Source organism: Desulfovibrio intestinalis (genome assembly GCF_014202345.1).
Lineage (GTDB): Bacteria > Desulfobacterota > Desulfovibrionia > Desulfovibrionales > Desulfovibrionaceae > Desulfovibrio > Desulfovibrio intestinalis.
Map to the genome: position 1 here is coordinate 635194 of NZ_JACHGO010000001.1, position 11502 is coordinate 646695.

The 11502-nt window shown below is 52.5% G+C and carries 12 protein-coding genes and 1 rRNA gene; 6 read left to right on the forward strand and 7 right to left on the reverse strand.

What is annotated here, in order from left to right; genetic code table 11:
* Positions 1-59 precede the first annotated feature (59 nt).
* From HNQ38_RS02745 to HNQ38_RS02760, 4 genes are all read right to left on the reverse strand, one after another.
* Positions 60-461, reverse strand: a complete 402-nt coding sequence (locus HNQ38_RS02745; RefSeq protein WP_183717858.1) for a hypothetical protein — start codon at positions 459-461, stop codon at positions 60-62.
* 157 nt (positions 462-618) lie between these two features.
* Positions 619-1233: a bifunctional nuclease family protein gene (locus tag HNQ38_RS02750; protein ID WP_183717859.1), complete on the reverse strand. Its 615-nt coding sequence runs from the start codon at positions 1231-1233 to the stop codon at positions 619-621.
* Entirely contained in the window at positions 1227-2591 is a 1365-nt protein-coding gene (gene miaB, locus HNQ38_RS02755; RefSeq protein WP_183717860.1) for a tRNA (N6-isopentenyl adenosine(37)-C2)-methylthiotransferase MiaB, read from the reverse strand. Before miaB ends, HNQ38_RS02750 begins: the two co-directional genes overlap by 7 nt.
* A gap of 5 nt (positions 2592-2596) precedes the next feature.
* Positions 2597-2971, reverse strand: a complete 375-nt coding sequence (locus HNQ38_RS02760) for a hypothetical protein (RefSeq protein WP_183717861.1) — start codon at positions 2969-2971, stop codon at positions 2597-2599.
* Positions 2972-3364: 393 nt separating this feature from the next.
* On the opposite strand from HNQ38_RS02760, the gene HNQ38_RS02765 reads away from it, so the two are divergent.
* A complete protein-coding gene (locus tag HNQ38_RS02765) occupies positions 3365-3892 on the forward strand; it encodes a hypothetical protein (protein ID WP_183717908.1) in 528 nt (175 codons plus the stop codon).
* Between the two features lie 47 nt (positions 3893-3939).
* Here HNQ38_RS02765 and HNQ38_RS02770 read toward each other — a convergent pair whose 3' ends face one another.
* On the reverse strand, positions 3940-4230 hold the full coding sequence (locus HNQ38_RS02770; RefSeq protein ID WP_183717862.1) for a DUF5334 domain-containing protein: 291 nt from the start codon (positions 4228-4230) through the stop codon (positions 3940-3942).
* A gap of 67 nt (positions 4231-4297) precedes the next feature.
* Between HNQ38_RS02770 and moaA the strand changes: the two genes are divergently transcribed.
* The 4 genes from moaA to HNQ38_RS02790 all read left to right on the forward strand — a co-directional run bounded on the left by moaA (position 4298) and on the right by HNQ38_RS02790 (position 7738).
* Positions 4298-5332 carry a GTP 3',8-cyclase MoaA gene (moaA, locus tag HNQ38_RS02775; protein ID WP_183717909.1) on the forward strand — a complete coding sequence of 345 codons (1035 nt, stop codon included), beginning with the start codon at positions 4298-4300 and terminating at the stop codon, positions 5330-5332.
* Between the two features lie 293 nt (positions 5333-5625).
* On the forward strand, positions 5626-6240 hold the full coding sequence (gene ruvA / locus HNQ38_RS02780; RefSeq protein WP_183717863.1) for a Holliday junction branch migration protein RuvA: 615 nt from the start codon (positions 5626-5628) through the stop codon (positions 6238-6240).
* A complete protein-coding gene (gene ruvB / locus HNQ38_RS02785) occupies positions 6240-7220 on the forward strand; it encodes a Holliday junction branch migration DNA helicase RuvB (protein ID WP_183717864.1) in 981 nt (326 codons plus the stop codon). The genes ruvA and ruvB overlap by 1 nt, the downstream gene beginning before the upstream one ends.
* Before the next feature lie 179 nt (positions 7221-7399).
* The gene (locus HNQ38_RS02790; protein ID WP_246387939.1) at positions 7400-7738 is read left to right on the forward strand and encodes an ACT domain-containing protein; all 339 of its coding nucleotides are present in this window, start codon (positions 7400-7402) and stop codon (positions 7736-7738) included.
* A gap of 131 nt (positions 7739-7869) precedes the next feature.
* On the opposite strand, the gene HNQ38_RS02795 is transcribed toward HNQ38_RS02790, so the two are convergent.
* Positions 7870-9945: a heavy metal translocating P-type ATPase gene (locus HNQ38_RS02795; RefSeq protein WP_246387940.1), complete on the reverse strand. Its 2076-nt coding sequence runs from the start codon at positions 9943-9945 to the stop codon at positions 7870-7872.
* A gap of 43 nt (positions 9946-9988) precedes the next feature.
* Entirely contained in the window at positions 9989-10423 is a 435-nt protein-coding gene (locus tag HNQ38_RS02800; protein WP_183717866.1) for an ArsR/SmtB family transcription factor, read from the reverse strand.
* Positions 10424-11320: 897 nt separating this feature from the next.
* Here HNQ38_RS02800 and HNQ38_RS02805 point away from each other — a divergent pair.
* Positions 11321-11502: ribosomal RNA gene (locus HNQ38_RS02805) — 16S ribosomal RNA — on the forward strand; the annotation flags it as partial.

The following is an 11502-nucleotide window of genomic DNA, read 5'->3' on the forward strand; positions in this document are numbered from 1 at the left end:
TGGTGCCCGTTATGTTCCTCCACAAATTCTATAGATGTGTGGTTCTGTAGGCAAGCGAATCAACGGGCAAAGGGGATGATGCGGGCGTGGCGCACTGCGTCACCTTCTTGAAACTCTTCATTTGCCATGCCTGGATATGTGGCGTGGCAGTACGGGCAACAGAGAGTTTTATGCGAGCGTTCCAATCGGATGAGGCCGCCCTCACTTTCGTAGCAATGGGGACAAAACGGTCCCTGTCTCAAATTATTGGTGAACAGCCAATAAAATCCGTTTTGGCATTGAAGATTCTCATTAAGAAAGGCTGCATCTTCCAGTGTTTTCAGGCGGGCACGAAGCATGCTTATCTCGTCACGAAGCGCAATAGACCGAGATTGAACCTCCATGAGCAGGTGACGCGCCTTACGATATTGTCCCGAAGTAAAAAGATCGTTTATTTCTTTGAAAAGGCGATAGTCCAGCATGTTTTTTTCCCTGTTATGCCATCTCTTCGGAATGGGAGAAAAAAGCTTTAGGCTGGGTTTGAGCTGTTCTTTCGCTAGGTATGTGAACAATACTTATGGTTTTGCGTATGTTTTGAGCTAGCTGGAAAGTTGATAGAATTTTCCAGCAGGATTTCAGTCACATTTTACGGCGTGAAATCGGTTCGAGTGAACGCAGCATTTCACGAAAACGGCGATCTTCTTCCGGGTCGATGTTGTCGGGCAGGGTAGTGCCGCGCAACAGCTGACTGTGTAAAATGTCAGCCTCTTTGCGAGCACCAGCCTTGCGAACCATGTCGGTTGCTGCATCGGGCACAGGCGACAAAACCTCTTCGTGCAGCCGTTGCTCCGCCTTTTCCTGAGCTTCTGCAGCCCTACGCAAAACGTCCTCATTCACCATAATTGGCGCTTCTGCTCGCATTGCCAAGGCAATGGCGTCTGACGGCCGGCAGTCCACCCGCACTCGTCCTTCTGGCCCATTAAGAACCAGAAGGGCAAAAAAAACGCCTTCCTTGAGATCTGTGATTTCCACCCGAGCGAGTGATGCCTTGAGCGCCCTCAGGGTCATAAGTAAAAGGTCGTGCGTGAGTGGGCGCGGCAGGCTTTCCTTGTTAAGCACCAGAGATACTGCCATAGCCTCCATAGCGCCAACCCAGACGGGCAGGACGGTTTCACCGTCCACTTCGCGCAGAATGACAATGGGGGTTTTTGTCTGCGGGTCTATGGTCAAGCCGAAGACATTCATCTCTACCATGGCTCCCCCGTGCGTATGGCCATAAGGCTGTGCTTTTTTGCCTCAGTAATACGCGCCTGCACCAGCCGCCCTGTATGGTCGGTGCCTGCAGGTAAGGGCACATGCACCGGCACGCCATATGGATCGCGCCCCTGCCAGCTGGGTTCCTGCCCTTCGCCGATCTTGGGGCTCGGTCCTTCAAGCAGAAGGGTGGTTTGCTCGTGCGCTTCTTTGCGGTCAGCTAGCCAGCGCGCGCCCAGTTCATCCTGAAGCGCTTGCAGGCGAAGCAGGCGGTCCTGAGCGATGTCTGCGGGGACTTTATCTGGAAAAAGTGCCGCTCGTGCGCCAGGGCGGTCTGAATAAATAAAGGAGAAACTGGACATAAAATCACAGGCCCGCATCATGTGCAGCGTTGCCTGAAAGTCTTCTTCTGTTTCCCCTGGAAAACCGACGATAAGGTCAGTGGACAAGGCTAGGTCGGGCCTTGCGTTGCGCAGGTTTTCTACAAGGCGCAAGAAGGCTTCGCTATCGTAGCGGCGGCGCATACTCTTGAGCACAGCATCAGAACCCGCCTGAAGGGGAAGGTGAAGGCGCGGGCACAATTGAGGCAGTTCTGCAAACGCTGCCACGTCTTCAGGGCCCATATCCTTGGGATGTGGCGTCACATACCGCAGACGTTCAAGACCCGGTAAGGCCGCCACCTGCCGCAGCAACTGCGCGAAGCTCGTTCCATCACCGCTTTTGTCTTGACCGAAGGCGTTGACGTTTTGCCCAAGCAGGCTGATTTCTCGTGCCCCCTTGTCAAGAACGGCCTGACATTCTTCAAGGATGGCCGTCGAGGAACGCGATTTTTGCCGCCCGCGTGTGAAGGGGACGATGCAATAGGCGCAGAAGTTGTCGCATCCCTGCATGATATTGATGTAGGCCACGGGTCCAGAAGGAACCGCAGAGGTTTCTGGGCCGGCTTCCCGTTCCACATAATGGCTTGTGAAGTCCAAGAGTGAAAGCCGTAAGCCCGGATCTTCAAGCAGGCGCTCAATGGCCGCCGGAGCGCCGCTGATGCCGTCACTGCCTGCCACCAGACGAACCTGTTTTTCTTTTGCAAAAAATGCTTCGCCCAGCTGTTGCGCAACACAGCCAGCCACCCCCACCAAAACACCGGGATTTCCCCCAGTAACCTGGCGGATGCGCCCAAGAGCGCTGATAACTTTTTGTTCCGGTTTTTCGCGCACCGAGCAGGTATTGACTACAACCACCTGCGCCTCTTCAAGCGAAGCCTCGGTAAAACCGCGCGTTGCGAGGGCACGCCCCAACCATTGGGAGTCGTGCACATTCATTTGGCAGCCGAATGTTATGATATGGTAAGTTTTTTCAGTCATGGCGATTATTGTTCGATATCCAGATCAGCCTCGTACATACCGGAAGCCCCTTCCTCTTCAAGGGCGGCAACGCGATCTTCCAGCCAGTCCAGTACGGCGCGGGCCGTATGATAGTTGAGCAGAACACGGCTGTGAATGCAGCGGGTAACCTCGCGCAAATCGTCCTCACCAGGCACCATCTCATGGCCAATAGAGCCGTCAGGGGCTACAAGCTGCTCGGAAAAGGCAGGCAGCGAATCACTTTCGTGATAGAAGTTCATTTCTATTTCGCCCTGAGGATTAATGCCTCCCCACACGCCGTGGGCCGTCTGAAGGCGGGCCTCTTTGTCCGTATTATATCTGTAGCGTATTTTAGCCGGATGTGCGTTTGGTTTGTTCATGCGCCTTCCTTTACATTTCGTATATGTATGGGGCAATGGAATATGATAAAAAAGCGGCTCTGCCAAGTAAAGCTGCTTCCATGCCAATGGCCGCGTGTTTGCTTTGTTCACAACTGTGGGCTGAGTGCAAAGATTATTTTGCTTGGCCGCCTATGAAAATAGCCGAAGAATATTGGCACGCCAGCATAAACTTGGCTCAATTTGTGCCTAGGGCTCTTGACGACACCCGGCCCTTGGTTAAACTATTAGTTGGGAGTATGCGAATCCGGTCGCCGGTCGCAAATCTGTTTCAGTGACGGCCAAAAGCCGTTCTTTATTTCTATTGAAGGAGCATATGTGAGCGAGGCAAACAGCACGGGCGTGAAGGAACACGACATCCGCCCCTATTTTGATATGGAAGGTTTTTTGGTCATGAGCCAAGAAACCCGCCTTGGGGGCGCAGTTCTGGAACGTTTGATCGAATTGTGGGGGCAGTGGTTGCCGCAACTCAAAGTGCGTGAAATCACCACCGGAAAAATTTCGTATCTGGCAATATGGCTTCCAGAAGAAGTGGAAGTGGAAGTGGACGAGGCTTGGGGAAAGTCTGCGTCTGACGGGTTCATGATAAACAATCTGGCGCAATTCATGTGCATGAACGCAGTACAGACCATACTTCCCCAGGTGGAGGACGCAGGCTGTGCACCTTCGCCCAGGCCTACAGAAGCGCTGAGAACCGCTTTGGCTGATCTTGGACTTGAATATAAGCCCGGTGGAACGTTACTGGCCCGCCGCTATGCGGTTGTGACGCATTTTCCATTTCGGGGTGGCTGTGAAATCTGCCATCTTCAGGCTCAGTGCCCCAAGGGGCAGGGACAGGCAGAGAGCGCCAGCATCCTTTTGCCGGGCTATGAGCACGGCACAGATGAAGGTACTCCCAATTAAGAAAAAGCCTATTGGGCGCTGTCTATTCAGGCTGCGCCCAATGGCTGTTAGCGTCCTTCCATAACAAGGGTTCGCGTTGCACCAGAAGGGGTGCGTACGACCAGTTCCACGGTACGCGCATTTCGCGCAACGCTTTCAACAAGACAAGTTTCAATGGTGTCGGAATCGTAATTACGAACATCCACTGCGTCGCCCTGTGAAGGCACACGATCGGGGGTTACTTCCACCAAGTCTGAGGAGGCAGCGTCAAAACCGTCCCAAGCCCGGGCATCCGGGGGGGCGAACAAGGCAAAACTCAGGATGACCGCGAGGGTCGCTCCTATAAGCAGGTGTTTCATGCAGGCAGATGTAAATCCATTTTCGCTTCTTGGCAACAGGGGAGACGTTACGGAATCGGACAACGTCATGAAAAAAAACGGTCCGAACCCCGACGAGCACGGTTTGTCTCGCCTTGTGGACAGCCACGGACGTATTGTTCGCTATTTGCGGCTTTCCATTACTGACCGTTGCAATCTTCGCTGTATTTACTGCTGTAGCAATGCCCGGCAGACCTGCATTCCTCATCCACAGGTTCTTCGGTATGAAGAAATGGCCCGCATGGTGGGCATCATGGCCCGCATGGGAGTGGTCAAGGTTCGTTTGACGGGTGGAGAGCCATTTGCTCGCAAGGGATGCGACGATTTTTTGTTTATGCTGCATAAGCGCTTTCCAGACCTGGATCTCCGCCTTACGACCAACGGAACTTTACTGGAACCGCATATTCCCTTGTTGCAACAAGTTGGCGTCAAAGTCGTCAATATGTCGCTGGACAGCTTTGACCGGGATACCTTTGCCCGTGTAACCGGGCGCGACATGCTGCCCGCCGTGTTGGCCTCACTGGACAAATTACTTGCAGCAGGCATCAAGGTCAAAATCAACGCTGTGGCCATGCGCGGCATCAATGACGGTCAAATGGACGATTTTGTCCACGCGGCCCGCAGCATGCCCGTCGATTTGCGTTTCATAGAGTTTATGCCAATGGGGAGTGGAACTCTTTGGAATGAAAACACCTTTTGGCCTGCTTCAGAAATTCGCGCTGAAGCTGAGAAGAGAATCCGCCTTCTGCCTGTGCGCGATGATTTGGCAGAGGCCGGGCCTGCCCGTATGTTTGCAGTTGCGGGCGGTCAGGGGCGACTTGGCTTTATTACAGCAGTTAGCTGCCATTTTTGTGGATCGTGCAATCGGCTTCGGATTACCAGTGACGGCAATCTTCGTACCTGCCTTTTTGACGACAAAGAATACGGTTTGCGCGATATGCTGCGTAATACCACTGTAACTGATGCCCAAATCGGGCAAATTTTAAGTCAGGCCTGTGCTGAAAAACCTATTGGCGCAGAGCTGTTGGCCAGTCGAACCAAAGAGGCCGTTGCGAGTAAGCAGATGGTAGGTATCGGCGGTTAGTTGCCCAGTCATGCGGTATTTGAAAGTTCAGGTTGTTCCGTGTAGGCTTGTTAAAATTGAAACCACGGATGTTTTCAATGCTGAGCAATTTTTTGTCACCGATGAACTTATGTTTTCATCAGGGGCAGTGGTATTGAAAAACGAAAATAAGCTCTGCCATTACAGCAGAATCGCCCGTCATTAGAATCGCCCGTCATTAAAAGGACTATTTTTTTGAGGCAGGGGCATAGCAGCCAGCAGTAGCATAGCAATTTGCATCATCAGCAGTACTTTTCAGACCTGCAAGGGAATTCATGATAGCCTATCTGGAAGGCCGTTTGGCCGAAACATGGGGTAATGCCTGTCTGCTTGTCACAGAAAGCGGCGTTGGCTACGAAGTGGCTCTGCCCGCGCACACGTTATCAGGTTTGCCAGGCAGGGGAGAGCACCTCGCCTTGTATACCAGCCTTGCAGTGCGTGAAGATGCTCTGGAACTTTTCGGTTTCTCTACCTTTGAAGAACGGCAAACCTTTGAAGTGCTGGTTTCCATCTCCAAAGTGGGGGCACGCACGGCCTTGTCCATTCTGTCCATTTACAGGCCCGACGATTTGCGCCGTATAGTGTTTGAAGACGACGTGATGGCGCTTACGCGTGTATCAGGAATCGGCAAAAAAACAGCTCAGCATGTTTTTTTGGAGTTAAAGTATAAACTTAAGGTCGATGAAGCTCCGCAAACTGCTGTTCTGGCTGCAACTGGACAAAAGCCCGGTTCGGTGTTCCGTGACGTACTTGATGGCCTGGCCAACCTGGGCTATGCCGAGGACGAGTGCGCTCCCATGGTCAAAAAACTCATACTCGAAGAGCCTGATCTTGACGTGACAGGCGCACTAAGGGCCGCGTTAAAAGCGCTGGCCAGAGGGAGATCCTGATGTCGGACCTCTGTCAGCCCCAGTGCGCTACTATTGACGATAGCGTGCGCCCGCGTAGCCTGGATGATTTTATTGGTCAGGATGACCTGCGGGCCAATCTCCGCGTGTTTCTTGATGCCGCCCGTGAGCGTGGCAAGGCGCTTGATCATACGCTTTTTTACGGTAATCCCGGCTTGGGAAAGACAACGCTGGCCCAGATTATGGCTGCGGAACTTGGTGTCAATCTGGTCTGCACCTCTGGCCCCGTGCTGGAGCGTAGTGGCGATTTGGCCGCCATCCTTACCAATCTGGGGCGCCACGATATTCTTTTCGTGGACGAAATTCACCGTATGCCCATCGCAGTGGAAGAAGTTCTTTACCCCGCTATGGAAGATTTCAAACTCGACCTTGTTATCGGTCAGGGGCCAGCAGCCAGAACTGTCAAAATTGATCTTGAGCCCTTCACGTTGGCAGGGGCCACTACTCGCATGGGGCTTATTTCGTCTCCGCTGCGCGACCGGTTTGGTATTGTGGCCCGGCTTGAGTATTACAGCCCCGCCGATCTCGCCCGCGTGGTGCAGCGTACCGCCCGTATTCTTGATGTGGCTATCACGCCTGAAGGAGCAGAAGAAATTGGCCGCCGATCCCGTGGCACACCGCGTATTGCCAATCGGCTGCTGCGTCGCGTGCGGGATTTTGCCCTGGTGCATGGTAACGGCCAGGTGACGGGCAATGAGGCGTCTGTGGCGCTTAAGCGTATGGACGTGGATGAGCAGGGCCTGGACCAAATGGATCGCAAGCTGCTTGAAGTGCTTATCAAGCATTATGATGGTGGGCCTGTAGGCATCAAAACTCTGGCTGTTGCCTGCTCTGAAGAAGTGCGCACCATTGAAGATATTTACGAACCATATCTCATCCAGTGCGGTTTTCTCAAGCGTACGCCGCGTGGTCGTATGGCCACTGCCAGAGCCTATACGCATCTGAAGCTGCTGCTTTCCTGATGTTGCATATGGCGAAAGCTGTTTGCGCGGTTTTGTGCGCGTAATGAGTTTCACCAAAAAATTGTTGTTGAAATCGGCTGCCTGTGTTTTGCGGTGGCCGTTTACATTTATAATAGGCGGAAAAGTCTATGCTGCTTGAGGTGTTGGAGGGAGAGTTTTGCATCTGCAAGGTGGCAGATATGAAAGCCGTGAACCTTGACGTGCCTTGGGTATTTGTGGGCAAAACAGACACAGAATTGTCTGTGGTTTATCTGGTTGAACATGCTCCGGCGCAAAGTCTTGCGCGTGAAGACGGGTGGCGTGCCTTTCGAGTTGCCGGGCAGATGGATTTTGGTCTGACGGGCGTACTGGCAGGTTTATCTGCCGTTTTGGCGCAGGCGGCCATCAGCATTTTTGCACTTTCAACCTTTGACACGGATTATATATTGGTGAAAGAGGAAAAATTCACGAAGGCGCTTGAGGTTCTCGAACTGGCTGGATATGAGGTGCCCCGGGCTATTTTACCGCTGGAAAAATAGGGAAGCGCCGTCTCAGGCTTTTAGGCCGCTGTAGCGAAGCCCCAGTGCCATCCCCAAACACCTCCATAGTAATGAATGAAGGGCATCGCTCGTAAGCGATGCCCTTCATTGCGTTGCAGAGTGTGAGCGTTCTATTTGGTATCAATCTTTCCTGCGCGAGCGGCATTAAGCACAGCCATGAGGGCCACGCCCACATCAGCAAAAACAGCTTCCCACAGGCCTGAAAGACCTACAATGCCAAGGCCCATGAACACTCCTTTGATGCCCAGTGCCATAATGATATTCTGCCAGACAATGGTTCTGGTACGGCGGGCAATGCGGAGTAGTTCGGGCAATCGGGCCGGGTTGTCATCAAGAATAACAACGTCGGCGGTTTCAATGGCGGCTTCTGCGCCAAGCCCGCCCATCGCCACGCCTACCCCTGCTGTGGCCAGTACGGGCGCGTCATTGATGCCGTCTCCCACAAAGAGCGTATGCTTGACGGGACCAAGGGCTTCGAGAGCCCCGGCCTTGTCCTCTGGCAGCAGGTCAGCTTTGAGGATATCCAGCTTGAGACGTTGTGCCACGGGGCGGGCCTGCTCTTCGCGGTCTCCGGTAAGCATGGCTATGGTGCTCACACCCATATGGCGCAGTCCTTCAATGGCCTCCGGTGACTGAGGCTTGAGTCGGTCAGCAACCACAATGGCTCCAAGCAAACGTCCATTTTGGGCAACTTGAACGACACTTCCGGGGATGGTCACTACCTGAGGCGTGATACCGTGAGACTCCATAAGAGCTGCGTTACCAGCCAGAAGGGTCGTGTCGGCAATACTGACGACCACACCTTTGCCAGGGACTTCCTGCATGCTTGTTATGGCTGCGTCGTCAGTAACAATATCAGCTGCAAGGGCCGCTCGTATAACAGAGCGCGCAATAGGGTGGTTGGACCGACTTTCAGCAAGAGCCGCCGTTGCCAGCAATTCATTGGGCGCAATGCCTGAGGCGGGCAGCACGGCATTGACCTCAAAAACGCCCTCGGTCAGGGTGCCTGTCTTGTCCAGTGCAGCTACTCTGATATCGCGCAAACTGTCCAAAACTGCTCCGCCCTTAATAAGAATACCCCTGCGCGATGCCGCGCCTATACCGCCAAAGTAGCCAAGGGGTATGGAAATGAGCAGGGCGCACGGGCAGGAAATAACCAGAAGAACAAGGGCACGATAGAGCCATTGCGAAAAATCACCCAAACCTAAAAGCGGCGGAATTACAGCGACCAGCAGGGCGAGCCCCGTAACTGCCGGAGTATACCAGCGCGCCATGCGGGTAATGAAGCGTTCAGTCGGTGCCTTGCGGGCAACTGCTGTCTCTACCATTTCCAGAATGCGAGCAATGGATGATTCGGCAAAGGCCGCAGTAACTTCTATCCGCAGAGAACCATTAAGATTGATGGTTCCTGCGTGCACACGGCCGCCAGGCAAGAGCCGTTGCGGTACGGATTCTCCGGTAAGGGGCGATGTATCAACCTGTGAATCCCCTTCGAGCACTGTACCATCCAGCGGGATTTTTTCACCAGGACGCACCAAAATGAGACTGCCGGGTCCAAGGTCTTCAGGTTTGACATCTCGTGTACTGCCGTCGTCTGTGACCTGATGCGCTATGCTCGGCCGTGCAGCCAGAAGGGCTTTGACCGAACGCCGAGAACGACCGGCAGCCCGTTCCTGCACAAATTCACCAACACAATAAAACAGCATAACACCAACGGCTTCTGGAAGCTGCCCCAATGCAATCGCCGCAATGGTTGCTCCACCCATTAAGGTGAACTCATTGAAGAAATCTTTATTCAGAATACTGCGCAATCCCAGGCGAAGAACATCGTAACCGCAAAGAATGTAAGGCAGTGCGTAAAATATTGTTATGACCAGCCAGTTGGGAATGTGCTGGGCCATACGCTCGTCTGCAACCATACCAATAGCAAAAAGCACGGCAGAGATGCCCATTCTCATAAGCTCGCGCTTTTCATCTCCCAGGCCGTGCTCGTGATTATGGCAACCGCAGGAGCTGGAGCCGCAACCAGAGTCTTCTTCATTAAGAACAGAGGGGGCAGCGGTGGGCGACGCTTCGACGCAAGCGCAAGCTTGTCCATGCTCTTCTAATGGTGTCAGCTTGTCTGTGGCGCAGCAGCCGCAACCTTGGCCTTGATGTTTGCTGTGATCAGTTGAGCAATTGCTCATGGGTGAATCTCCTGTGCAGACCTGATGTGCTGTTCAATTGCCATTATTTTTCAGAGGAAACAGTTTCAACGCTTGTATAGGCGTCTTCGCTGCCATCCACTTCGTCAGCGGGAACTTGAATATGCTTGCGTTTCAAAAACTCATGAATGTTGGTGTTATGGGTGATGCCCAACAAGGCAGCCTCGTCTTGCGCAATTTGGGGGCTGTCTGCCAGCTCGGAAGAAACCCAGTCGAGAGCGGTACGGATGCTCGGTGACGGGTTGTGTGGCAGGCGATAGTAGACCCATCTGCCCTTTTTGACGCTTTCAATAAGTCGAGCCTGACGGAGCAGGTACAGGTGCTTGGATGTGGTAGACGCCGCCAATCCGAGAAGCGTTGTAATTTCACATACGCAAAGTGTTCTCAGGCGCAGGGCCATGAGGATACGAGCACGATTTTCGTCTCCAAGTGCGCGTACTGTCGTGATAAAGTTAAACATCGTCCCTCCTCGATACTGGTAAAGCTCCAAACGGTTGCCACCTATAATATAGGCTGATTGCCTTAAGGTGCTATTTCTGTTGGCTGCAAACCTGAACACTAACAAGTGTTAATTCGTCTTCTGGCGAAATATAAAAATGAACATATTGTGTGTCAAGTATATTTCGTTATTGTGCGAAATATAAGGTACATGTTTGCCTTTGGGGAAACTCGTTCTGTCTTAAAGGATAATGTTTATTTTTAATTAACTGAAATAATTTAATATGTTTGTGTTTTGGTTTGTTCTCAGTCGTTGCTGGCAAATATCTATGTTGACAAAAGAGAGCGTGTTGCCTATCTTCCAACACGTCGCGTCGGTGACTTCAAAACGACACACAAGCGAAACAGAGTTTCGCGAAGTCGAAAAAAAGTGATTGACGGGGTTCGAAAAGAGGAGCATAAGTCTCCCTCGCTCATACAAAACTGAATAATGACTTTGACTTGCGATGCCGGAAACTTTCTGGGAAGCGAAAAAAAGTGATTGACAGTCTGGGCAAAGAGAGGCATAAACCTCCTCCGCGCTCATGAAAAACTGCATAATGACTTTGACTCGCTGCTCCGAAAAGATTTTCGAGAAAGCGAAGAAAAGTGATTGACAGCTTGAGTGAAAGGGAGCATAACCCTCCCTCGTTCTTACAAAAACTGCATACAGCTAGAAACAACGCCGCCTGAAGAAATTCGGCGGAATTGAAAAAAAGTTGTTGACAGCGAGAACGAAAGGGGGCATAAACCTCCTTCGCGCCGCCCGAAAGGACGGCGGGCCGAAACGGCCGAGTGGTTCATTGACAAGTGAATAGCGAGTGGGAAGAAAGTCTTTGAGATTCCGATTTCTGCGAAAGCAGGAATCTTGTACAGATTTGAACTGGAGAGTTTGATTCTGGCTCAGATTGAACGCTGGCGGCGTGCTTAACACATGCAAGTCGAACGTGAAAGGGGCTTCGGCCCTAAGTAAAGTGGCGCACGGGTGAGTAACACGTGGATAATCTGCCCTTATGATCGGGATAACAGTCGGAAACGGCTGCTAATACCGGATACGCTCAA

Excerpts from the sequence above, each read along its gene's own strand:
- HNQ38_RS02745 (WP_183717858.1), bottom strand. The coding sequence starts at position 461 with ATGCTGGACTATCGCCTTTTCAAAGAAATAAACGATCTTTTTACTTCG.
- HNQ38_RS02750 (WP_183717859.1), bottom strand. The coding sequence starts at position 1,233 with ATGGTAGAGATGAATGTCTTCGGCTTGACCATAGACCCGCAGACAAAA.
- miaB (WP_183717860.1), bottom strand. The coding sequence starts at position 2,591 with ATGACTGAAAAAACTTACCATATCATAACATTCGGCTGCCAAATGAAT.
- HNQ38_RS02760 (WP_183717861.1), bottom strand. The coding sequence starts at position 2,971 with ATGAACAAACCAAACGCACATCCGGCTAAAATACGCTACAGATATAAT.
- HNQ38_RS02765 (WP_183717908.1), top strand. The coding sequence starts at position 3,365 with ATGGAAGGTTTTTTGGTCATGAGCCAAGAAACCCGCCTTGGGGGCGCA.
- HNQ38_RS02770 (WP_183717862.1), bottom strand. The coding sequence starts at position 4,230 with ATGAAACACCTGCTTATAGGAGCGACCCTCGCGGTCATCCTGAGTTTT.
- moaA (WP_183717909.1), top strand. The coding sequence starts at position 4,298 with ATGAAAAAAAACGGTCCGAACCCCGACGAGCACGGTTTGTCTCGCCTT.
- ruvA (WP_183717863.1), top strand. The coding sequence starts at position 5,626 with ATGATAGCCTATCTGGAAGGCCGTTTGGCCGAAACATGGGGTAATGCC.
- ruvB (WP_183717864.1), top strand. The coding sequence starts at position 6,240 with ATGTCGGACCTCTGTCAGCCCCAGTGCGCTACTATTGACGATAGCGTG.
- HNQ38_RS02790 (WP_246387939.1), top strand. The coding sequence starts at position 7,400 with ATGAAAGCCGTGAACCTTGACGTGCCTTGGGTATTTGTGGGCAAAACA.
- HNQ38_RS02795 (WP_246387940.1), bottom strand. The coding sequence starts at position 9,945 with ATGAGCAATTGCTCAACTGATCACAGCAAACATCAAGGCCAAGGTTGC.
- HNQ38_RS02800 (WP_183717866.1), bottom strand. The coding sequence starts at position 10,423 with ATGTTTAACTTTATCACGACAGTACGCGCACTTGGAGACGAAAATCGT.